The 24175-nt window shown below is 44.5% G+C and carries 20 protein-coding genes; 12 read left to right on the top strand and 8 right to left on the bottom strand.

The features are described from left to right. Nucleotides 1–11: 11 nt before the first annotated feature. The gene (gene accC, locus EMP01_RS09940) at nucleotides 12–1487 is read left to right on the top strand and encodes an acetyl-CoA carboxylase biotin carboxylase subunit (RefSeq protein ID WP_129021367.1); all 1476 of its coding nucleotides are present in this window, start codon (nucleotides 12–14) and stop codon (nucleotides 1485–1487) included. A gap of 72 nt (nucleotides 1488–1559) precedes the next feature. On the opposite strand, the gene EMP01_RS09935 is transcribed toward accC, so the two are convergent. Continuing rightward, nucleotides 1560–3233: a tail fiber domain-containing protein gene (locus EMP01_RS09935; RefSeq protein WP_129021366.1), complete on the bottom strand. Its 1674-nt coding sequence runs from the start codon at nucleotides 3231–3233 to the stop codon at nucleotides 1560–1562. Between the two features lie 330 nt (nucleotides 3234–3563). Here EMP01_RS09935 and EMP01_RS09930 point away from each other — a divergent pair, with 330 nt between their 5' ends. Genes EMP01_RS09930 through pfkA form a run of 3 tightly spaced genes read left to right on the top strand, consistent with a single transcriptional unit; the run spans nucleotide 3564 to nucleotide 5773 of the window. Beyond that, on the top strand, nucleotides 3564–4328 hold the full coding sequence (locus EMP01_RS09930) for an inositol monophosphatase family protein (RefSeq protein ID WP_129021365.1): 765 nt from the start codon (nucleotides 3564–3566) through the stop codon (nucleotides 4326–4328). Between the two features lie 22 nt (nucleotides 4329–4350). Beyond that, entirely contained in the window at nucleotides 4351–4785 is a 435-nt protein-coding gene (gene dut / locus EMP01_RS09925; protein WP_129021364.1) for a dUTP diphosphatase, read from the top strand. A 16-nt stretch (nucleotides 4786–4801) separates the two neighbouring features. Further along, nucleotides 4802–5773: a 6-phosphofructokinase gene (pfkA, locus tag EMP01_RS09920; RefSeq protein WP_202616046.1), complete on the top strand. Its 972-nt coding sequence runs from the start codon at nucleotides 4802–4804 to the stop codon at nucleotides 5771–5773. A 470-nt stretch (nucleotides 5774–6243) separates the two neighbouring features. On the opposite strand, the gene priA is transcribed toward pfkA, so the two are convergent. Beyond that, on the bottom strand, nucleotides 6244–8688 hold the full coding sequence (priA, locus tag EMP01_RS09915; RefSeq protein WP_129021363.1) for a replication restart helicase PriA: 2445 nt from the start codon (nucleotides 8686–8688) through the stop codon (nucleotides 6244–6246). A 95-nt stretch (nucleotides 8689–8783) separates the two neighbouring features. On the opposite strand from priA, the gene EMP01_RS09910 reads away from it, so the two are divergent. From EMP01_RS09910 to lptC, 3 genes are read left to right on the top strand one after another with little or no spacing between them, the layout of a single operon-like run. After that, entirely contained in the window at nucleotides 8784–9512 is a 729-nt protein-coding gene (locus tag EMP01_RS09910) for a type III pantothenate kinase (protein ID WP_129021362.1), read from the top strand. Further along, nucleotides 9502–10839: a hypothetical protein gene (locus EMP01_RS09905; protein WP_129021361.1), complete on the top strand. Its 1338-nt coding sequence runs from the start codon at nucleotides 9502–9504 to the stop codon at nucleotides 10837–10839. Before EMP01_RS09910 ends, EMP01_RS09905 begins: the two co-directional genes overlap by 11 nt. Before the next feature lie 51 nt (nucleotides 10840–10890). Next, a complete protein-coding gene (gene lptC / locus EMP01_RS09900; protein ID WP_161971307.1) occupies nucleotides 10891–11433 on the top strand; it encodes an LPS export ABC transporter periplasmic protein LptC in 543 nt (180 codons plus the stop codon). A gap of 59 nt (nucleotides 11434–11492) precedes the next feature. Here lptC and EMP01_RS09895 read toward each other — a convergent pair whose 3' ends face one another. From EMP01_RS09895 to rpsP, 5 genes are all read right to left on the bottom strand, one after another. Beyond that, entirely contained in the window at nucleotides 11493–13082 is a 1590-nt protein-coding gene (locus tag EMP01_RS09895; protein WP_129021359.1) for a T9SS type A sorting domain-containing protein, read from the bottom strand. A gap of 84 nt (nucleotides 13083–13166) precedes the next feature. Next, nucleotides 13167–14798 (bottom strand): T9SS type A sorting domain-containing protein, encoded by a 1632-nt coding sequence (locus EMP01_RS09890; RefSeq protein ID WP_161971306.1) that lies wholly within the window; start codon nucleotides 14796–14798, stop codon nucleotides 13167–13169. A gap of 192 nt (nucleotides 14799–14990) precedes the next feature. Next, on the bottom strand, nucleotides 14991–17720 hold the full coding sequence (locus EMP01_RS09885) for an FtsK/SpoIIIE family DNA translocase (protein ID WP_129021357.1): 2730 nt from the start codon (nucleotides 17718–17720) through the stop codon (nucleotides 14991–14993). 47 nt (nucleotides 17721–17767) lie between these two features. Next, nucleotides 17768–18295, bottom strand: a complete 528-nt coding sequence (gene rimM, locus EMP01_RS09880; protein WP_129021356.1) for a ribosome maturation factor RimM — start codon at nucleotides 18293–18295, stop codon at nucleotides 17768–17770. An 83-nt stretch (nucleotides 18296–18378) separates the two neighbouring features. Further along, nucleotides 18379–18918, bottom strand: a complete 540-nt coding sequence (gene rpsP / locus EMP01_RS15785; protein ID WP_129021355.1) for a 30S ribosomal protein S16 — start codon at nucleotides 18916–18918, stop codon at nucleotides 18379–18381. A gap of 194 nt (nucleotides 18919–19112) precedes the next feature. On the opposite strand from rpsP, the gene EMP01_RS09870 reads away from it, so the two are divergent. The 5 genes from EMP01_RS09870 to EMP01_RS09850 all read left to right on the top strand — a co-directional run bounded on the left by EMP01_RS09870 (nucleotide 19113) and on the right by EMP01_RS09850 (nucleotide 22621). Beyond that, the gene (locus EMP01_RS09870) at nucleotides 19113–20096 is read left to right on the top strand and encodes a pyruvate dehydrogenase complex E1 component subunit beta (RefSeq protein WP_129021354.1); all 984 of its coding nucleotides are present in this window, start codon (nucleotides 19113–19115) and stop codon (nucleotides 20094–20096) included. Between the two features lie 89 nt (nucleotides 20097–20185). Further along, entirely contained in the window at nucleotides 20186–20638 is a 453-nt protein-coding gene (gene rpiB, locus EMP01_RS09865) for a ribose 5-phosphate isomerase B (RefSeq protein WP_129021353.1), read from the top strand. Between the two features lie 19 nt (nucleotides 20639–20657). Beyond that, a complete protein-coding gene (gene tatC / locus EMP01_RS09860; RefSeq protein WP_237559517.1) occupies nucleotides 20658–21518 on the top strand; it encodes a twin-arginine translocase subunit TatC in 861 nt (286 codons plus the stop codon). A gap of 114 nt (nucleotides 21519–21632) precedes the next feature. After that, on the top strand, nucleotides 21633–22022 hold the full coding sequence (locus EMP01_RS09855) for an SRPBCC domain-containing protein (protein WP_129021352.1): 390 nt from the start codon (nucleotides 21633–21635) through the stop codon (nucleotides 22020–22022). A gap of 113 nt (nucleotides 22023–22135) precedes the next feature. Next, complete coding sequence (locus tag EMP01_RS09850) at nucleotides 22136–22621, top strand: DUF6799 domain-containing protein (protein ID WP_129021351.1); 486 nt, start codon at nucleotides 22136–22138, stop codon at nucleotides 22619–22621. A 559-nt stretch (nucleotides 22622–23180) separates the two neighbouring features. Here EMP01_RS09850 and EMP01_RS09845 read toward each other — a convergent pair. Next, on the bottom strand, nucleotides 23181–24137 hold the full coding sequence (locus EMP01_RS09845) for a hydrogen peroxide-inducible genes activator (RefSeq protein WP_129021350.1): 957 nt from the start codon (nucleotides 24135–24137) through the stop codon (nucleotides 23181–23183). Nucleotides 24138–24175 lie beyond the last annotated feature (38 nt).

Here is a 24175-nt window from a genome sequence, read left to right as displayed (position 1 = left end):
TTTCATTGAGTATGCAGAAGATATTAGTTGCCAATCGTGGCGAAATTGCACTGCGCGTTATGCGTTCTGCAAAAGAAATGGGCATCAAGACCGTTGCCGTCTATTCAGAGGCTGACCGTACTATGCCCTTTGTACAATATGCTGACGAGGCAGTTTGTATCGGACCGGCTCCTTCGGCCCAGTCTTATCTGAGAGCTGATAAGATTATTGAAGTGGCGAAGCAACTGGGTGTCGATGGTATCCATCCGGGTTACGGATTCCTGAGTGAGAATGCAGAATTCTCCAAAGCGGTGACCGATGCCGGTATCACCTTTATAGGGCCTAGTGCTCACTCTATCAATATGATGGGGAGCAAGATTGCTGCTAAGCAAGCTGCACAGACCTTTGATGTGCCTATGGTTCCGGGTACAGATAAGCCACTGGTAAGTGTAGAAGAGGCTCATGAAATTGCAGACCGTGTAGGCTACCCTATCCTCATCAAAGCCAGCGCCGGTGGTGGTGGTAAAGGTATGCGTGTAGTGAATAATACAGAAGAGCTGGAAGAGCAGATGCGCATGGCTAAAAGTGAAGCCCTGAGCGCCTTCAGCAATGATGATGTATTTATTGAGAAATATGTAGGTTCTCCTAAACATATCGAAATCCAGATCCTGGGCGACCAGCATGGCAATTACGTATACCTGTTCGAAAGAGAATGTTCTATACAGCGCAGACACCAGAAGCTGATCGAAGAAGCGCCTTCTTCCTGCCTGACTACCGATATACGTAAAGCTATGGGTGAATGCGCCGTAAATGTGGCCAAAGCCTGTAAATACTATGGTGCCGGTACAGTAGAGTTCCTGGTAGATGATGACCTGAACTTCTATTTCCTGGAGATGAATACCCGTCTGCAGGTAGAGCACTGTGTAACGGAATACATTACCGGTGTGGACCTGGTTAAAGAGCAGATCCGTGTAGCCCGTGGCGAGAAATTGTCTTTCAGCCAGGAAGAGCTGACCATCAATGGTCACTCTATTGAACTGCGTGTATGTGCCGAAGATCCTTTAGATAATTTCGTACCGGATACTGGTAAACTGGAAATCTATGTGCGCCCGCAAGGTAATGGCGTGCGTGTAGATGACGGTTATGAGCAGGGAATGGATATTCCTATCTTCTATGACCCGATGATTGCTAAATTGGTGGTTTGGGGTAAAGACCGTGCAGAGGCTATAGACCGCCTGTGCCGTGCTGTAGATGAATATAAGATAAAGGGCATTAAAACTACCCTGCAGTTCGGTAAATGGGCTGTACGCCAGCCGGCATTTGCAGAAGGTAAGTTCGATACCAACTTCATCAATAAATATTACAAACCGGAATACCTGATCGTACAGGATGATGCGGAAATGAATGTTGCCGCTTCGCTTGCGGGTGTATTATGGGAGCAAGGTAAGAAAACCGCTCCTGTAGCCAGTCAGACTGCTGCCGGTAGTAAATGGAAAATGAAACGATAAATTGATTTATCCTGATGATAAAAAAAGTCACCCGTATACGGGTGACTTTTACTTTTATGTCTGCATACAGTATTAGCGATCAGCGATCACCATTCTTTTAGAACCAACTATTTTACCATCGGCAATGATGGAATAGATGTACATTCCTGCTGCCAGTTGATCGGCTGTGAAGGTAACAGATGAGTTACCGCGATCTTTGATCGGCATGGTTTTTACCTGCTTGCCCTGTAAGTCATACACCGTCAGGAAAGCATTATTTACCTGTGCCGGTAAGGTAAAGCGGATCACCGTTTCATGAGAGAATGGGTTAGGTACGTTCTGCTCAATGCTGGCATCACTCATAAAGTTCTGCTCCAGGCTGGTTGTACCACTCTGTACTTTTTGCAGTTCACTGAGTTGCTGTTGCAGCTGATCGATTACTTTTTGCTGATCTTCGATCATTTTTTGCTGCTCCTGCATGCCTTTTACCAGCGGCACCACGAATTCAGCATAGGCAATGCTGTAGTTGTCATTATCATTAGCTGGTACATGTACCCCATTGAAATCATAATTGACATCTTTCGCAGCCTGCTCTACTTCCTGTGCAATAAAGCCTGTCTGACGGATCTTTGTAGAGGCCGTGAAGTCCTGGCTCATATGCTGTTTACGCTGCTCTTCAGGCATATTTTTAGTCCAGGATTCCGTAATTTTTCTGGTATCCAGGTTATAGACTACTGGTCTTAATTTGTTGATGAATTCCAGGCCTTTTACTTCTTCTGTAATATTCGTTTTAAAACGACCGTCGGAGAAAGTATAGGCTACAGGACCCTCTACTACTGTTACCGTTGCATTACCAAAACGTATTTTGTCGCTTTGGTTTACCACTGCACTATTTCCGATAGCAGTCGCATTATCCAGGTTGTTAGCCGCTACATCTGCGCTATAACCCAGGGCTGTATTGCTGCTGCCGGTACTGTTATTATATAATGCCGCAAAGCCTACAGCAGTATTGTTCGGACCGCTGGTACTCAGGTACAGGGAACGGAAACCTACAGAAGTATTGTTACTGGCGGTAGTACCATACAGTGCCTGGTATCCCAGTGCAGCGTTGTACTGGCCGGCCACATTGAAGTGCATAGAGTAAGAACCTACTGCAGCATTGTAACCACCGGTAGTATTATTCATCATAGACTGGTAGCCACCGGCATAGTTGTCACGGCCACTTGTATTAGCATACAGAGAATTATACCCGATTGCGGTATTGTTTACACTATTGTTGGAATAAAGAGACTGAAAACCGTTAGCCACGTTATAACTTCCGATAGAGTTGGTATAGAGAGCAGCGAAACCAATGGCCGTATTATCTGCTCCACTGGAATTGATATACATGGATCTGAAACCAACAGATGTATTGTTGCTGCCGGTATTGCTGTACAGCGACTGGTAACCCAGTGCAGAGTTGTACATACCGGAAACGTTGAAGGCAAGTGAATAGCCGCCCACTGCAGCATTGTATCCCCCGCCGGCGTTTGCATTCAGCGCACGAAAACCAATACCGGTATTCGCCGTTCCTGAATTAGACGTCAGGGCCGCCGAACCTAAGGCAACACTCTGTCCGCCGCCGATGGGCACAGAGTTGAGGTTATATGAAACATTCTGGGCCTGCACCTGGGCTGATAAAGCCATTAAGGTTACAAAACCGGCAACAAAGGGAAATCTTTTCGTCTTCATAGAGACATTGGGCAATGCATGTGTACTTGCTTTCATAAGATTAACTGTTTTGAAATGTTTTGCGTACTCTGTCAGATTTTCCGCTACCTCTTTATGCGTATTGAAGGATGGTACCAATACCCTTTTCTTTCTTTTGGTGTAGGTAATAGTTGTAACTGTGTTTTGTTTTTAGTGATAATTCTCTTAGATGTGAATACTAAAGTATGTATTATTCTCACAATAGTGAAATTAATTCTTTATTAAGTATGTAAAATTTTTATGATATTGACTGGTATTATCTATTGTTAAGCTTCTGAGTACGGCTTTAATAATTTTTCGGAATTTGGGGATCAGGGTTATCTTTGTGCACTACATAAAGATCGAAACATGAAAGAAGTACTGTTAAGTACGATTAAAGCGGCCGGAGCCCTGGTGAAAGAAGGATTCAGCCAGGAATTTGAGATCAGCCATAAAGACGGGATCAATAATCTCGTCACTACGATTGATAAAGCTTCTGAGGAACTTATCGTGAATACAATTAAAGCGCATTTTCCGGATCATGGTTTTGTGGGTGAGGAATTCGGGAATGAAAATGAAGATGCGGAATATAAATGGATCATTGATCCGATCGATGGTACGGTAAACTTCGCACATCGTGTGCCGCTTTGCTGTGTCAGTATTGCCCTGGCGCGTAATGAAGAGGTCATTATGGGGGCTGTATATAATCCTATGATGAATGAACTGTTCTTTGCTGAAAAAGGTAAAGGAGCATTCTTAAATGACCAGCCTATATCAGTATCTGCTAAAAGCACGATTCAGAATGCGTTTCTGGTGACTGGTTTCCCTTATCATTTCCCTGAAACGAAAGTGCATCCTGTTGATATCTTTGCTAAAATAGTGAAGCAGGGATTCCCGGTGCGCCGTCTGGGTTCTGCTGCGCTGGATCTGTGCTGGGTGGCCTGTGGCCGATTTGATGCCTTCTGGGAGTTTAACCTGCAGGCATGGGATATTGCGGCCGGTTACCTGTTGGTGGAAGAAGCCGGAGGCAAAGTGACCAATTTCTCTAACCAGCCTTATACCATCTGGGATAAGGAAAGCCTGGCAACAAACAAAGTATTGCACGAGGACATGCTGCAATTATTATGCTCTTAAATTCTGTTATCTTAAATTATATATGCAAGTAAAAATCATCAACCGTTCTAAAAATCCGCTACCACAATATCAGACCATGGGCTCTGCAGGTATGGATCTGGCTGCCAACCTGGATTATCCTATTGAGCTGAAACCGCTGGAAAGAGCACTGGTGCCTACCGGTCTGTTTATGGAGCTGCCACTGGGCTATGAAGCACAGATACGCCCGAGAAGCGGTATGGCGATCAAGAAAGGCATTACCGTGATCAATACGCCGGGTACAATCGACAGCGATTACCGCGGAGAAATTAAAATTCCGATCGTAAACCTTTCTGGAGATACTCAGGTTATCGAACATGGTGAGCGTGTGGCACAGATGGTCATCGCAAAGCATGAACACATTATCTGGGAACTGACGGATATACTGGAAGACAGTGAGCGTGGTGCGGGTGGTTTTGGCCATACCGGAACGAAATAATCAGAAAAAGAACTTTATGATACAAAAAATTGCGGTGCTGACCTCAGGAGGAGATGCACCCGGTATGAATGCGGCAATACGTGCTGTGGTGCGTACCGCTATATATCATGGTATTGCGGTAATGGGTGTTCGTTATGGGTACCAGGGGCTTATCGACGATGATATCTTTCCTATGGAGTCCAGGGATGTGGCCAACATCATACAGATGGGAGGCACCATGCTGAAAACAGCACGCAGCAAGGATTTTATGACTGAAGAAGGTCGTAGTAAAGCGGCCGCTAACCTGAAGAAACATGGTGTGGATGGCCTGGTTGTAATTGGCGGAGACGGTAGTTTCAGAGGGGCCTGTGCCCTGTATGCCGAGCATCAGGTGCCGATTATCGGTATTCCCGGTACTATAGACAAAGACATATCAGGTACTGATTATACCATTGGTTTTGATACTGCAGTAAACACAGCGATTGAAGCGATTGACAAGATCAGGGATACTGCGGCGGCACATGATCGTCTATTTATTATAGAGGTAATGGGGCGTGATGCAGGTTATATTGCCCTGAACAGTGGCATCGCCACCGGTGCAGAATCGGTATTGATTCCGGAGCGTATTACCAATGTAGAGCGTGTGGCGGCAATGATCGACTATGATCAGAAGCGCCGTAAAAATGTGCATATTATCGTGGTGGCTGAGGGTGATGATTTTGGTGCAGAGCCATTGACGCATGTACTGCAACATAAATTCCCGGCTATGGAGATTCGCCATACCGTCCTGGGGCACATACAGCGTGGAGGCTCACCTACTTATTACGACCGTGTACAGGCCAGCCGCCTGGGATACCATGCTGTACTGGCTTTGAAAGAAGGTAAATCTCAGGAGATGGTGGGCATCGTTAATAATCAGATCGCCTTTGCTCATATGGATAGTGTGGTGAAGAAACACCAGCCTATAGATGATGATCTGCTGGATATGGTACGGGTATTGTCTTCTTAAATTAAAAGATAAAAGTAAAACGGTATTAAGTCAAACACTTAATACCGTTTTGCTTGCATGCCTGGCGAATAAATTGCTTTTCAAAAAGGAGATGCTTTAATCATGACATTACCCTTCGAGGACCTTATGGTACGAAACTTTCGATTGTCAGGGCTCGCAAGGCATCAACCAAAATAGCTATCGTTATGATGAAAACAGTAAGTGATCCGTATCGAACAGATCGCTCTAAAAGGCCTTATAAATTCGGCGTTAATAAAATCATTGGCTCGGTCGATAAAGTCGGAAACCATTGTCTGAGCGTAGCGAGTCTGGTTTGAGACCGGCCGACACATTGATTTTTAGCCAGGGATTTATACAGCCTTGATTTTTTGGCGGTACCTTTTGCATCAAGGCAAAAGGTAGCAATAATTAAAAATGGAAACCAAATGAGTACTATGCGCTTTTGTTCTTTAAAGCGGAATCATTAAAATCTAATTCGGATCTACATCTGCAAAGATCTGTAATGCAGAGAAGCCGCGGTTTTGCGGTACAGTCTGTATCAGGCTGTTTATATGAGCCTTCACCTGCTGTATGTAAGCCATGTCCAGTGGCAGTTTGATCAGCAGCTCCTGTATATACATATTGCGCACACGCGGTACAATAGCCTCTGCCGGGCCTTGTATGTAGATATCAGGAAGGGCTTCTTTCAGTCCCTGTGCAAACATAGTAGCACCCTGGGCCGCTTTCAGCGGATCTTTATGCTTGACGATCATCTTGATCAGCCGTACAAAAGGTGGATAAGTAAACTGCTGGCGGTTGCCGATTTCGAAGAGATAAAACTGTTTGAAATCATGCTGCTTGATATACTGTATGATGGGGTGCATAGGTTTATGCGTCTGGATCAGCACCTTCCCGTTTCCATCCATACGCCCTGCCCTGCCGCTTACCTGTTCCATAAGCTGAAAGGCGCGTTCATACACCCTGAAGTCGGGATAACTGAGCAAGCTGTCGGCACTCAGGATGCCCACCAGGGCAACGTTTTCGAAGTCCAGGCCTTTAACCACCATCTGTGTACCCACCAGGATATCGATCTTGCCGGCCGAGAAATCTTCAATGAGTTGCAGTTGCCTGTTTTTGGTGCGCATACTATCCCAGTCCATACGGGCCACTTTAAAATGCGGGAAGATGCGTTGCAGGTCTTCTTCTATTTTCTCTGTACCAAAGGTCCGGGCACTTATCTGGGCATTGCCACATTGCGGACAATGCTTTATGGGTGCGGTTTTGGTACCGCAGTAATGGCAATGTAGTTTGTCGGTTGCTTTGTGATAAGTCAGCGATACATCGCAGTTTTTGCACTGGGGCACAAAGCCGCAGGAGCCGCACATCAGGAAGGGTGCATAGCCTCTTTTGTTCTGAAACAGGATTACCTGTTTACCTTCCTTAATCGCATCCTGTATGCCGGAAAGCAGATCCAGCGTGAGTATGGGCGATAAAGCCGTCTGTGTATTCCTGGCATTTACCGTCTCTATTACCGGCATGGATACGCCCCTGAAGCGCTCTGTAAGCGCAACAAAACCATACTTGCCTTTCTGTACATTGTAGGCCGATTCTATAGATGGTGTAGCCGTACCCAGCAGTACTTTGGATTGGTGCAATTTTGCCAGGTATATGGCTACATCTCTTGCATGAAACTTGGGACTGGGCTCCTGCTGCTTGTAAGATCCATCATGCTCTTCGTCAACAATGATCAGGCCCAGTTCGTTAAACGGTAACCAGAGCGCAGAACGTGGGCCGATTACCACTTTATAGCGCTGATCGGCTACTTTTTTCCATATTTCTATACGTTCATTATTACTGTATTTGGAGTGGTATACACCGAGCTCTTCTCCGAAATAGGCTCTTAAGCGGGCCAGTATCTGGGTGGTCAGTGCAATCTCCGGAAGCAGGAACAGTACCTGCTTTCCCTGCTCTATCTGTTCTTTGATCAGGCGTATGTACAGCATGGTTTTACCACTGCCGGTTACACCTTGTAATAATGTTGTGGTATGTTTATCCCAGGAGTCCAGTACTTTGTTATAAGCCTGTTGCTGGGCATCACTTAAATGCAGATCCCTGGTTTGGGTATTGGCAATATCCAGTATGCGGTCGGTAGCAATCTCTTCTGCATAGAAAATACCCTTGCTCACCATACCTTTAATCTGTTCTGATGTGGCATTGGTGCGCTTACAGAGATCGGCCTGGGCTATGCCTTTCAGGGCCTTGCGCAGGTGCAGGAAGGTCATGAGAATAGACAGCTGTTTTGGCTTTTTCTCCAGTTCATTAAATAGAGCCCTCAGTGCCTCTTCTTCTTCATACTGCTGCTGCAGGAAGATGTATTTTTCTTTTTTGACTTTATATCTTTCTTCGAGAATCTCCGACACCACAGCCGCGCCGGTTTCCAGCACTTCATTAATGGCTTTTACGGAGTGTTTACTGTTCTGCAATAACTGATGTACTTCAGAAATGGTCAGTTGTTTACGGATCAGCAATGCTTCTGCAATGATAAAGGCGTCATCGCTCAGACCATCGGGCACCTGATCATACATATCTGTCCATACCAGCAGACTCTCGCTCATGAGCTTGAGGTGAGCCGGCAACGCGGCCTGCATCACATCGCCCAGCGTTGCAATGTAATAGGATGATACCCATTGCCATAAACGAAGTTGTGTAGGATTAACGATAGGATGATCATCAATGATACTGCGGATGGGTTTTACATGATATTGCTCCGGGGCACGCTCATGCAGCTCGGCCACAATACCGGCATAAAGCTTGTTACGGCCCATATTGACCTCTACGCGCATGCCTACCCTGATCTGGTCTTGCAGATCAACCGGTACGCCGTAGGTAAGGGTTCTGGATAAATGTAAGGGTAATATAATTTCTGCGAATAACACTGATGGTCGTCTGTAAGCCTGCGAATTTAAGATTTGTCTCGTTAAAGAGTTGTTGTTGAAACATAAAAATAACTATTTTGCAGGAAAAAGAGCACATGAACCTTTGTTTAGACTTCGGAAATACCCTTTGTAAAGCAGCTTTATTTGATAAAGACCAGTTAGTAGACCGTTTTAGTTTTCCTGCTGAGCGGGCTTTGCAGGCGGTACAAGATATTATTGACACCTATTCCCCTTCAAAGGCTATCCTGTCTTCGGTTATTAATCATGATACAGCAATCAATACTTTGTTGGCTGATAAGTGTGCTTACTTTCATGTGCTGAACGAACATAGTGCTTTGCCGATTGTGAATGCTTATGCCAGTCCAGGCACTTTAGGTATGGACCGTGTAGCATTGGCTGTAGCGGCACAACATCATTATCCGGGACGCAATTGCCTGGTGATTAGTATTGGTACTGCTATTACTTATAATTTCATTACGCATAATAAGTTTTTCCGTGGTGGAGCCATCTCTCCGGGTTTACGATTAAGATTTGAGTCCTTAAATACGCAAACGGATAAATTGCCGTTAATAGAAGAAATAGGTTACGTACAGCTGCTGGGATATGATACAGAAAGTAGTATCAAGAGCGGTGTAATCAACGGAATTGCAGGTGAGCTGAATTATTTTATTGATGAATATGAGCAGACTTACGAAAACCTGGCCGTGATCATTACCGGTGGTAACCTGTCCTTTTTTGAAAACAAAATAAAAAAACAGATATTTGCAGACCCGAAATTCCTGTTTAAGGGATTGAACTTAATTTTAGACTATAATGCGCAGTAACAAACACCTTACTCTTTCCTTATTATTCACTTTTTCTGCTTTAGGTGCCTGGGCTCAGGCTACAGTCAATACCTCCGAACCGAAGGCGGGCAGGATCAACTCTCCGTATACCCGTTACGGTATCGGTAATATGGTAGATACAAGAAGTGCAGGCTTAAGAGGAATGGGTGGAATAGCCAATGGTTATGCCAAAGATTATACAATCAATGCTTATAACCCTGCGAGTTATACTTACCTGAACAGAACGACACTGGAATTTGCAATAGATATGCAGTCCAACAATGTGCGCATCGGGGATAATGTAACCAAGTCTGGTACTTTTACGATCAGTCAGTTTAACCTTGCTTTTCCATTGAAACAACGCCACCTGGCTATGAACCTGGGGTATACGCCTATTTCTAAGGTGTATTATAACTCTGCTGACAGCGTTATGGTGCAGGGACTGGGGAAAACATTACAGACACACAATGGTGAAGGGAACTTAAACTTTGCCTACATCGGTTTATCTGGTGGTGCTAAAGGATTCAGTGTAGGGGTAAATGCGGGTTACCTGTTCGGTAACATCCGTAATTCTTCTTACTTTAATGTAATCGATTCCAACTCCAGTTATACCCGTAATACGGATATCTCCCGCAAGGATATATACGGCGGCTTGTACTGGAAAGGTGGTATGATGTACAAGGCGAGTTTGAAAAATAATCAATACATCAGTGCAGGTGCAACCGGTACTTTATCGCAGAAGATCAACACTTCCCGTTCAGAGTATTTTGTTGCCGGTACCGATACTGTATTAAACAACCCTGGTGGTGCGATTACAGATACAGTAAGTGCTGTGTATGATAAGAAAGGTAAGATGACAATGCCGGCTGAGTTTGGTTTTGGTATCCACTACGGAAAAGCAAATAACTACGATTTCGGTCTGGACATTACTTATGCAGACTGGTCTGTATTTAATCGTTTCGGTGCTTCAGAAGCGAATATCGGACAGAATGCTTACCGCATTTCTATCGGTGGTGAGGTGATTCCGAATGTGAAAGCAACTCCCAAACAGTATTTTTCGGCAATGACATACCGTTTTGGTGCATACTATGGTAAGGATTATGTGTATTGGGATCAGACTAATACCAATATCAATTACTATGGCCTGACTGTCGGTTTACAATTACCATTCAGACCTTATTACGAGCAGAGCGGTGCCTTAAACATGTCGCTGGATATGGGCAACAGAGGTACTATTGCCAATGATCTGGCCCGTGAGTTTTATGTGAAATTCACAGTGGGATTACGTTTCAATGACCTTTGGTTCCGCAGACCGAAATACGACTAAATGAATCCAATTAGAAAAACATATTTACGAAGCAGGTCATTATATTGTATAATGACCTGTCTCGCTTTGATACCTGCCGGTTGTAAAGAAGATTCTATTTCACAATCTAATAAGATGGTGACTAAAGAGGAAATGCTGATAGACCGTGCAGATAGTGTGACCGTAATTCTCAGTAAAGAAGGTCATACCAAAGCCCGCCTGAGGACTAAAGAATTCATACAGAATGAGGAGGCTAAACCTCCGTACCTGGATATGAACAAAGGGCTTAAAGTAGAGTTCTATAATGACAGTATGAAGGTAGAGAGTGTGCTAACGGCCAAGACAGCACGCTTCTATACCCAAAGCAGTAACATACTGGTGCAGGATAGTGTACTGGTGGTCAATGACAAGGGAGAGCAGTTAAAGACCCAGCAGATGGTTTGGAATAACGACCTGCAGAAATTCTATACGCAGAAACCGGTACAGATTATCCGGGGCAGCTCCATTACCTATGGTACGGGCCTTGAAGCCAATCGAGATTTTTCCTGGATACGCATCTTTAACCAAACCGGTACGATACCGGTAGAGAAAGACCAGATGCCCCCTACAGAATAAAAATAAGTAAAAGGCCCGCTCAATCGAGCGGGCCTTTTTATGGTGTTCATACAATCGGGTTATTTTTTAATCACCGTTTGGGAAGCGATTTTAGCTCCGTTAGCAGTACTATTCAGGAAGTATACTCCTGATGTGATATCTGCCAGGCCGGCCAGTTGCAGGGTATGTGTACCCGCAGCCAGTGCAGATTTCTGCTGTGCGACCAGTTTGCCGGTCACGTCAAACAGTTCAAGTTTCACAATACCTGCTGCGTTCAGGTTTACAGAAGTATTGATCACATTGCTGAACGGATTCGGATAGGTACCCTGCCCTGTTTTCAGGTCTTTAGTACCCTTGAATGTGTTCGTACCCCATGGCTTGAATGCATGGTGCAGGCGATACTCACCAATGCTTTCATCAAAATCATAGTATGCTGCATACAGGTAGTTCGTTGTGCCTTCCAGGTCCGATTTACTGTAGGCAATACCCGGAGGGCTTTGTATCACATTAGGCATCTCAGAATTAGGCAGTCCCATATAATCAGGTGCATTTACATAAGCAGATCCGTCTGCTTTCATCTGTATACCGGCATACAGATTTTTGTCATTACCATTAGTGGCATACCATCCTGTAGATACATGATCTGTCCAGGAGTTGCCATATTCAGTAAGGCCGTAGTGTATGGTCGGAGAGAATGCTTTGAAGCCTGTGGTAGGATTATTGCCCAGCGCACCGGAGTTTACCCCTACCGTAAATGGTACGCCTGTGCTGAAGTGGTCTCTGCTGCGTACAAAAACAGTCTGGCCGTCGCTATAGGTATAACCCCAGTTCTGATAGATACACAGGTCCGGACAATCCAGCACTGTTTTGCCATACAGATTAGTACCATAGTCAACATCTTCTATATTCAGAAACGCAACTGTCGGTGTAGTTTGTGCCATCACAAAGTTCCAGTCCAGGTTACCCACGGTTATAGTACCCAGGCTATTGTCTGTAACCATATAGATCGTGCTATTGCCTGCGGCACGGGTAACGGCTACATCAGGGTCTTTCTGGTCTGTACTGGTGATCATGGTAACCGGTGCAGACCATTGCCCGTAGTAATTACCGGCCATAACCTGTATGCCTACGCCGGGATTATTCCATACCACCGCAGCCATGCTCTTGTTGAAGCAGTCTATACGAATGCGGCCATAATTCTGTGATGCAGATAACTGCTTTGTATAAGTCAGAACCGGAGTGGTAGAGGTTGGTGTAATATCGTAGAAGTCCAGGAAGTGCCCTGCACCATAGCGGTAGTACGCTACTACAATCTGGGTATTGGCGCCGTTTTGTATGGCTGCTACATCCAGTTCGGCTACATCATCATAAGGCAGTACACCTCTGTCAATTACAGTAACCGAATACGGGTCAACGTAATGCCATACTACTTCACTGTAATTACCCTTGTTGGCATTGCCCCAGCCGGCCAATACCAGGTTGTGTGTACCGTAGGCACTTTCAACATTCAGCAATGAATAAGCAGAAACATTAGTCGGATCTTTTATCTGCGGACTGCCGAAAACGTGTTCCGGAGCTACGCCAGTAGTAAAGGTTTGTGCATAGGATAGACTTCCGGCAGCGGCAATCAAGCCTATGCTGAGGGCCAATGTTTTAAATGGTTTTAACATGATTGTTTATTAGAGGATAAGTAAATGTCTGTTGAGGTGATGAACATCCGGAGCTTTATGCTAAAGCTCCGGATGTCGGAAATATTACTGTTGCTTAACAACGGCTTTGCTATCAGTTTTCAATCCGTTAATGGTTGTATTTATGAAATAAACACCTGGTGTGATGTTCTGCAATCCGTTTAACTGAAGGCTATGTGTCCCTGCGGTCAGCGATGCCTTTGTTTGTGCGATTACTTTACCGGTAATATCAAACAGTTCTACGGTTGCTACACCAGCTTCTTTAAGGGTAACAGATGTATTGATGGTTTCATTAAACGGATTCGGATAGGTACCCGTAACGGCTTTCAGGTCTTTGGTACCTTTAAATGCTCCTGTGCCCCAGTCGTGGAAGGCATGATGCAGGTTGAACTGACCACTAGGTCCGTCATAATCATAATACACAGCGTACATGTAATCCGGTGCATATTTAAGATCGCCTTTGCTGAAGGCAATACCTGTGTACGGAAGCAGCGGATAGGTGGTCGCGTTACTGCCACTAGGTAGATCCAGGTAGTCTGCCGGACTGATTAAGCTACTGCCGCTCTCATTCATTTCCAGCGCGATATACCGGTTAAATCCGATACCATCGGTGCTGTACCAGCCCACATGGATCTGGTCTGTTGCACCCGGATTTCCCGGAGCCAATGCGCCCATACCGTAATGTATAGTCGGTGTAAATACTTTCAGCGAACCTGCGGTGCCTACATTACCCAATGCCCCGGAACTGACACTCACATTACCAGCCGTACTACTGGTATTATGATCCATATACTGGACAGATATATCTATATGATTGTCGGTATAGGTATAAGCCCAGTTGTCTACATTGTAGTCATCCGGTGCATCCAGCATCAGTCTGGATCTGAGCGGATTACTCAATACATTAACATCCTCCACTGAAGGATAAACAATTGATCCACCACCCAGCAGTGCCGAATATGGAACTACAGATTCTGTAATCACCATACCCACTTTGTGGTGTACATAATGGACATTAATGCCATTGTTTGTACGACAGAAAGCCACGTCGGGACCTGCTTCTCCGAAGGTGTTATCCAGGGTCTTTGGTGCGTACCAGGTACCATCTCTTCCGGCCATCGTTCTTATGCCCACACCCGGTTCTTCCCATACAATAACCATGTCGCGCAGCTCGGTACTATGTGAGTCCATACGGATGCGTCCATATGTCGGCGAGGAAGATAAGTTCATGGTTGTATTGTACACAACAGGGTTGAAAGGCGATGTAGTGATATCATAAATATCTACAAAATGCCCCGAACCGAGTTTGTAATAAGCCACATAGATCTGTGTAGTATTGGTGCCCAGGTTGCGCATAGCCCCTACTTCGAGATCGGCCACATCTGTGTACAACTGGCTGCCCTGGTATAACAGTGCTGTAGGGCTGCCGGATACGGAAAATTGCCAGGTTACCTCACTTACTGCTCCCGGATCGGGATTGGTCCAGGCCGCCAGATAAACGTCAGTCTGTCCGAATGCCATTGGGGTATTGAGCCCCCTGAATGCATAACAGGAAATGCTTTGAGGTTTACCTACCGATGGGTCTCCATAGATAAATTCAGGCCCGATAGGTGGTACATAAAACTGTGCAGCTGCATTGAAAATGGTTCCTGCAATCAGGCAAGAACTTAAGGTCAGTGTTTTTAATGGTCGTAACATGTTCATTAGAGGGTTGTACTTTTTAGAGGGTAAATGAATACACTAATGTACTTGTAATACACATAAAAGAGAAGTAAATCGTGTCACAAAAACATTAAGTCACTATTTATTGACTTAAATTAACCCGGGATAATAAAAAGGCACCTGTACTTCTGTACAGGTGCCTTTTTATTATCAGAATATATATAGAATCTAGAGGAATGATTGCAGGATTTCCTGCAGTTCGTACTCGGTTTTAACCAGTACATCTCTCGGTTTGGAACCTTGTGTAGAGCCCACAATTCCTGCGGCCTCCAGCTGGTCCATAATACGGCCGGCACGGTTATAACCCAGGTTGAATTTGCGCTGCAGCATAGAGGTAGAGCCACTTTGGGAGTTGACTACCATATAGGCACATTCTTCAAACATCTTATCTCTTTTAGAAAGGTCGATATTCTTCTCTTCCATACCTTCGTTTTCAGCACCCTCATATTCCGGCAGTTCAAATGCGGACGGATAGCCTCTTTGATCTCCGATGAATTCCACAATTCTTTCTACTTCAGGTGTATCTACGAATGCACATTGCAGACGGATCAGTTCACTGCCATGAGAGATCAGCATATCCCCGCGACCAATCAGCTGGTCTGCCCCACCCGTATCCAGGATGGTGCGGCTATCGATTTTAGAAGATACACGGAAGGCTATACGCGCCGGGAAGTTGGCCTTGATAATACCGGTAATAACGTTTACCGAAGGTCTCTGTGTCGCTACGATAATGTGAATACCAATCGCACGGGCCAGCTGTGCCAGTCGGGCAATCGGCATTTCAACCTCTTTGCCTGCGGTCATGATCAGGTCGGCAAACTCATCAATCACCAGTACAATAAACGGCAGGTATTTATGGCCGTCGTTAGGATTCAGGCGACGCTTGATGAACTTCTCATTGTATTCTTTAATGTTACGGGCACCGGCATCTTTCAACAGCTCATAGCGGTTGTCCATTTCGATACACAGCGCATTCAGGGTATTGATTACTTTTTTCGTGTCTGTGATAATGGCTTCTTCCTCATTCGGCAGCTTGGCCAGGAAGTGCTTTTCGATCAGGCGGTAAATAGATAATTCTACCTTTTTAGGATCCACCATAACAAACTTCAGCTGAGAAGGATGCTTTTTATATAAGAGTGATACCAGAATGGCATTGATCCCTACAGACTTACCCTGACCGGTAGCACCCGCCATCAGTAAGTGTGGCATCGTAGCCAGGTCCACAATATAGTTTTCATTGTCGATCTTCTTACCCAATGCAATCGGTAAGCTCATCTTATTATTGACAAACTTTTCACTGGATAATAATGCCCGCATGGATACGATTTGCTTATTGGCATTAGGTACCTCAATACCGATCGTACCCTTGCCCGGAATCGGGGCAATCATACGTATACCCAGTGCTGCAAGGCTAAGGGCAATATCATCTTCAAGGTTACGGATTTTAGAAATACGCACCCCTTCTGCCGGTATAATCTCATACAGGGTTACTGTTGGTCCTACCGTAGCTGATATTTTCTGTATCTCAATACCAAAGCTCTTCAGGGTAGCAATGATCTGGTTCTTATTACGCTCCAGTTCTTCGCGGTCATAAGCGATATCGCCTTGTGCAAATTGCTCCAGCAGGTCCAGTGTCGGGAAGCGGTAATTGGGCAGATCCAGTGAAGGATCATAGGGTTCGCCGCTTTCAATACTGATATGACCACCATTACTCGGAATGCTTTTTTCTTCAATAACGGGCTTGTTTACTATAAAGTCATCGTCTTCCTGCTCATCATCCGATTCAAAGGTATCAAAGGCCAGGTCATCATGTTGTTCCGCACCCTGCTGTACATATATTTCCGGCTCAAAATCTTCTTCCTCCTCCTCTTCTTCAACAGGCAATTCCATTTCCAGTGCAGGTGCGGTAGGTACTGTAATGGTTTCCGGCACAGCCGACACCGGTGCAATGATCATATGATCCGGTATATTCAGTTCCTGTTCAGGGCTGTTGTACTGCATAGGAGCAGGCTCATTTACATCAATCAGTTTCATGCCCAGATCCTGGACATCCTCTTCAAGATGTATTTTATGTGGTAAGGCATCGTCGGCCAGTAAACGGTTCTCCCCGTTCATGTCCTCTTTTACCGGAATATCTTCATCATCAGGATAAACAGTAGAAAATTGATAAGATGGTTTCTCAGTAGTATCCTCCGTATTCTCTTCATCTATAACTGTATCGGTATCGCGTTCCGGATCGGTAACCGTGCGTTTAGCCAATAGTCTTGCCTTAGCCATCCATGGTTTAATGTCGAAATTAAATACAATAAATGCGAAGATGAGGAATACTGTGATCAGCACAAATACAGTACCCAGCTTACCGGCAAAGCCTTCTGTCCAGGATACAATACCATTACCCAATGCACCACCATAGGGGAATGCCTGGTCGCCCATAGTGAAGGACAAGAGCGGGCTCACAAACAGGAAGGCCAGGGCCATCCAGCGGATCCATTTGGAGGTATTGATATAACGTGTTCCGTATAATATATTTATACCCTTGGCAATGATCCAGGCCGTAAATACGATAGCCATAACCCCTACCCCTCTGAATACCAGGAGGTGTGACATGGCAGCACCCAGACGGCCGCCCCAGTTGCGTACCGGAGATTTGTCATCAAATAAGAATTCCCCAAGAGACAAACCGGATATCAGTTTGTTCTGATCATGGCGCCAGTTAAAACAATAGCTGATGATAGAAAGCGTCCAGATACAACCAATCAGGGTTACCAGGAAGCCAATGGTCAGTCGGATATTTTTTTTACGCTGCGCAATGATGGCCGGGTCCGTAGGTTTGGGAACCGGTTTGGGATTAATTTTCGGGCTTGGTTTCTGTTCTTTTTTAATAGCTTCTTTAGGCATACTTTAATAATCGCAATTCTTTAAAACAATATACATTCCGCATGCGTCTATGCATCAAGGTATACATCCAGTAATCCTTCCGGCAGGTTCAGATGCAGGGTTTTGGTGGCTATATTTACTGATTTTATGGTTTGTTCATTAAGTGGTACAATCACCTCCTGCTCACCTTTATAAAGGATGGTCGCCAGCAGTTGTCCCGGTGTCTCCAGCAGTTCATCTACCTTTCCGATCTGGCCAAAGGTTTCATCCCAAACCTCAAAGCCCACGAAATTCACTTCTTGGTCTTTAGGTTTTACTCTTTCATATTGTTCTGTACTGAGGTAGACCGCCTTGCCACTTAAGGCCTTTGCCGCTTCCATGGTATCCACTTCATCCAGGTCTACGTACAGTTCTTTTTCATTACCAACAGTAATCTTTTTAATGAAAAACGGGATATAACTTTCCCGTTTCAGCTCAATGAAGATATGCTTCAGTTGTTTTAATTCCTTATTTTTTCCCAGGTGATGCATCAGCATTACGGTACCGTCCAGGCCATGCGTATGGGTTATTTTTCCAATTTGGATGTACTCATTCATAAAGTGGTAAAATTACAACATTAAAAAAGGAAATAACGCTGGTTATTTCCTTTTTTACAATAATATCGAAAGTGCTTTTCAGCTTATTCAGCAGCTGGAGTTTCACCCTCAGCAGCAGGAGCTTCAGTTGGTGCTTCTTCAGTTGCAGTAGCTTCAGCTTCCGCTTGTACTTTAGCTTGTGCTTTTGCAGCTTCTTTCTCTTCTACGCGACGTACAGACTCTTGAGTTGTAGCGTGACGTTTGTCGCTTTTGTGTTTACGGTGAGCTTCTTCACGGTTAGCAACCAGAACTTCATGCTCAGCGTTCCATTTTTCAAATTTATCTTTAGCAGCTGTTTCGTCGAACAGACCTAAAGCTACACCGCGCATTAAGTGCTTCATGTATAACACACCTTTGAAAGAAAGGATACGACGTACGGTGTTAGTTGGTTGAGCACCTTTGTTTAACCATTCCAGAGCGCTTTCGCGATTGATACGGATAGTTGCAGGTACCGTTAATGGGTTATAAGTACCCAGTTTCTCGATGAATTTACCATCACGAGGAGACGTGCTGTTAGCAGCTACGATGAAATAAAATGGGCGTTTTTTAGACCCATGGCGTTGCAGGCGGATTTTTACTGCCATAATAATTGAAATTATTTGCGTTTAACAAAAAAATGAACTGCAAATGTACAATCAAAATCCAAAAAAGCCAAAAACTATTTAGAGTAAAAAAGGTCTTTCTGAATTATTGTACAACATTCAGAAATGTGCTGTATCTTTACCGCAATTTTATCAAAAATAATCGTTTTACAAATACTAAGAATAATTTTAAAATTATGCCAGAAATAGCTTTTCGTCAGGCCTTACGTGAGGCATTGCAGGAAGAAATGCGCAGAGATGAACGTGTTTTTTTAATGGGAGAGGAAGTAGCTCAGTACAACGGAGCATATAAGGTGAGTCAGGGAATGTTGGATGAATTTGGCGCTAAGCGAGTTATCGATACCCCGATTGCTGAATTAGGTTTTGCTGCGATTGCAGTAGGCGCTGCTACCAATGGTCTGCGTCCTGTAGTAGAATTCATGACCTGGAACTTTGCTGTACTGGCATTGGATCAGATCCTGAACCACTCTGCTAAAATGTTATCTATGAGCGGTGGCCACTTCGGTAACCCGATCGTGTTCAGAGGACCAAATGGCTCTGCAGGCCAGCTGGGTGCACAGCACTCTCAGGCATTCGAAAGCTGGTATGCTAATATTCCTGGTCTGAAAGTAATTTCAGTATCCAACCCTTACGATGCAAAAGGATTATTGAAATCGGCTATCCGCGACGATGATCCGGTTGTTTTCATGGAATCTGAGGTAATGTATGGTGACCTGGGTGAAGTACCGGAAGAAGAATACCTGATCCCGATCGGTAAAGCCCGCATCGCAAGAGAAGGTACTGATGTGACCCTCATTTCTTATAATAAAATGATGAAAGTAGCACTGGGTGCTGCTGAAGAACTGGCTAAAGAAGGTATCAGTGCCGAGGTGATTGACCTGCGTACGATCCGTCCTTTAGATCATGAAACAATCCTGAATTCTGTAAAGAAAACAAACCGTTGTGTGATCGTTGAAGAACAATGGCCATTTGCTTCTGTATCTTCCGAGATTGCATACCGCGTACAGAAAGATGCATTCGATTACCTGGATGCACCGGTACTGCGCCTGTGTTCTGCAGATACTAATATGCACTACGCACCGAATCTGGTGGCTGCATATCTGCCGGATGTAGCCCGTACGGTGAAAATGGTAAAAGAAGCCATGTACATTAAAAAATAAATTTTAAACATAATTTTAAAGGTGTAAACAAGAGTTTGCACCTTTTTTATGCTGTTCACAATTGATTAATCGTTAATTTTGCAATCCTTATGACACACACATTCGATAAATCGTTACCATTAGCTATCGGCTGCGACCACGCCGGATTTGCATACAAAGAAAAGATCAAGGCTTACCTGATCGAAAACGGCTGGACCGTAGAAGATAAAGGCACCTACTCTACCGATAGTACTGACTATCCTGACTATGCACACCCTGTAGCGGAAATGGTAGAAAGCGGAGCGGCTACAGCTGGTATCCTGATCTGCGGTAGTGGTAATGGCGTTTGTATGACAGCAAATAAGCACAATGGTATTCGTGCAGCACTGTGCTGGAATGAAGAACTGGCAGGTCTGGCGAGACAACATAATAATGCTAATGTATTATGTATGCCGGAACGCTTTGTTTCTTACGAAACCGCACAGGCGATGACACAGATCTTCCTTTCTACAGATTTCGAAGGAGGACGTCATGAAAAAAGAGCCGAAAAGATCAGCCTGTAATTGCATAAATTAAGATTCGTTGAGTATTTTAGATAAATTTCTCGCAAAACGTGCCACGGGCAATCCCAATGGCGAGATGGTTTTTATGGACCATATCGAAGCATTGAGATGGCATATTGTACGTGCATTCATTGCCATTATTATTGCCTCCATATTTGTATTTTTCAATATTGAGTGGGTATTCCAATATGTGATCCTGGGACCAGCAAATAAGGACTTTATTGCCTATAAGTGGTTTTGCTCCCTGGGCAAACTGCTGCATGTTGATGCCTTATGTATGGAACCGATCACGGTTCAGTTTCAGAATACGGAATTGAGCGGCCAGTTTATGATGAGCTTCTCTTCCAGTTTTATGATCGGCTTTATTGCTGCATTCCCGTATGTGTTCTGGGAGTTCTGGAAATTTGCCCGTCCGGCACTGACCGAAAATGAGCTGAAACATACCCGCGGTATCGTGTTCTGGGCCAGTAGCTTATTCCTTTTGGGCGTACTGTTCTCCTACTTCATCATTGCACCGTTTACGATTAATTTCTTTGCCACGTATAAGCTCAGTCCGCAGTTTGATAATATTATTACGATTTCTAACTACTACGACACAATGAGTGACCTGGTATTTGGTATGGGTATTGTATTTGAACTGCCAATCCTGGTGTATATCCTGGCTAAGATCGGTATCTTAACACCAAAACTGATGCGCGATAATCGTCGCTACGCGATTGTGATCATTATGGTACTGGCAGCTATTATTACTCCTCCGGACTGGTTCAGTATCTTCCTGGTAGCGATACCACTGGTATTGCTGTATGAGGTGAGTATCAATATCAGCGCCCGTCTGACTAAAGAAAGAGAAAAGAAAGCGAAAGAAACCTTACCCTGGTAAGCGCTAATCGATATTATAAATAATAAAGCCGGAACTATATTCCGGCTTTATTATTTATAGGTGCTTCCGGTCTTATTCCATGAAGAACCTTTACTTTTGTAACAAAATTGACATATGCAGGATTTTAAGAAATATTTTATCATACCGGCCAGCCCCGAAGAAGTATACCTGGCGCTGACCCGCGAGGAAACTGTAGCCCTTTGGACGGGTGCAGAAACGGAAATGAATGCTGTAGTCGACGGCGAGTTCTCTATGTGGGACGGGGCGATTGTGGGCCGTTTCCTGGAACTGGAACCGGGTAAGAAAATAGTACAGGAATGGTATTTCGGAGAGCAGGAAGAAGCGTCGATTGCGACTATAAAACTGCATGAAGATAAAAAAGGCACCTCACTGGAACTGCGGCATACTAATATTCCCGATGAGGCATATGAGGATATTTCGGAGGGATGGGAAGACCCGTACATTGCTTCTCTGATCGAGTTTTATCTTGATGAACGCGGCTGATACAGTCGTTAAATTAATACAAATTTCCTGCGAGGCGTCGAAATTGGGCTTACTTTTAAAGTGGAAACAGATTAACCATTGGTTGACTATTTGATCATTAAAATCAGACAAACATGAAAAAAGTAATCTTAATCTGCGCAGTTGCAGCGTCATTAACTGCTTGTAAAAACACTGCAGAAACAAGTACTACAGATATGAAGAATGATCCGATGTCTAGTACTACCCCTCCTGTATCTACGCCTTATACAGTAACGGAAGGTGATATTATGCGCAAAGGTGGTGTCGTTGTGGTATATGAAAACGGTCAATGGGTACCGGTTACCGGCGAGATCATTCTGGCTGACGGTACTGTGGTGACGCAGCGTGGAGAAGTGAAAAAAGAAGGCAGAATGGTAGTCCTTGATGAGGGATATACATTAAGCCGTACTGGTGCATTCTTCGACAAGGCCGGTGCTGCTGTAGAAAATGCCTGGGATGCGACTAAGGATGCTACAAAAGAAGCGGCGAAGGATATTAAAGAGGGTACTCAAAAAGCTGTTGATAATACCAAAGAGGCCATTCGCGATGTAAGAGACAAGATTCGTGATACTACTCGCTAAATATTATTAAATGATTATAAGAATATGGCCTGCTGATCCAGCAGGCCATATTCTTATATCTGACTATCCGCATGTAGTAACCTATCTTGTCCGTCCTTTTGTCCGGCAACAAAAGGACCAAAAATGCCTTTGTTTTCATCAAGGCGATTGCGGGGCACCACCATTTTGTACCGTTGCGTGCATTGATCGTCTGAGCTTAACGTGTGATCCGTTCGATGCTCAACGATCGCAGCTCCACTCCAAAATGGTTATCGCTGTGATGAAAATAATAAGCGATCCGTACAGTACAGACCGCTTAGAACGGCCTTATAAATCCGGCGTCAAGAAAATCATTGGCTCGGTCGATAAAGTCGGAAACCACTGTCTGAACGAAGTGAGTCTGGTTTGCGACCGACCGACACATTGATTTTTAGCCAGGGATTTATACAGCCTTGATTTTTTGGCGGTACCTTTTGCATCAAGGCAAAAGGTACCAAAAGATATATAGGATACTTAAATCATAATACTAGACTTTGTTTCCTTTAAGCGGATACTCAGTTTCTTATATATAAAAGATGTATTACAATTTTGCTGTTTGTATGCGCAGTACTTTACGGTCCGATTTCTGCACCTTCATTTTCTCCGGTACCATTTCCAGTATCTCATCAATGATCGTTTGCAGTACCGCAAGTTTCACGAAGTGATTATTGGTCACCAGTGAAATTTCTCTTACCGGCTCCGGGGTTTCAAAGTAGCGAATGCGTTCCTGTGCATCTTCATTAAAGTCAAAGGTTGCCAGTTCTGGAAGAACCGTTACACCGCCGTTCATATCCACCATTTTACGCAGCATATCTACATTACCTGATTCGAAGCTGTACGGCTTTTCGTCCTGTAGTTTCATGATGTTTTCTGAACATAAATTCAGTACCTGGTTGCGCAGGCAGTTCCCTTCATTCAGCAACCAGATGTTGTTCAGGTCAATGTCTTTAGGATTCACCATTCTCTTCTGTAAAGGCTCACCACCTTCTGCAAAATACGCCACCAATGGCTCGAAGAATAAGGGATATTCTTTGATATTATTATTCTCCAGCGGGGTGCTCAGTAAACCGGCATCAAGTTCATCTGCGGCCAGTCCGGCAATAATATCTTCGGTCTGCATTTCGGTAACCACCAGTTTTATCTTCGGGTATTTTTCTGCGTAAGCTGCTAAAAATTTAGGCAGTATATAAGGAGAAATGGTAGGGATAACCGCCAGTTTGAATACACCGTTAACCTCACTCTGGCTTTGCTGGATCAGTTGGCTGATCTTAGCCGATTCTGCCAGGATATTTTTGGCCTGTGCAACGATCTGTGCACCGATTTCAGTCGCTGCAATCGGATGTTTATTGCGGTCAAATATCTTTACGCCGAATTCTTCTTCCAGCTTATGAATTTGCATGCTTAAGGTAGGCTGTGTTACAAAACACTTTTCCGCAGCAGCAACGAAACTTTTATAAGTGGCTACGGCTACTACGTATTCTAGTTGAGTTAATGTCATAAGGTCTTCAATTACATCTATCTACAAACTTAACACAA

Origin of the sequence: Edaphocola flava (genome assembly GCF_004118155.1) — a bacterium.
GTDB lineage: Bacteria > Bacteroidota > Bacteroidia > Chitinophagales > Chitinophagaceae > Edaphocola > Edaphocola flava.
Note: the sequence above shows the minus strand (reverse complement) of the source record. Positions and strands in the feature narration are given on the sequence as shown.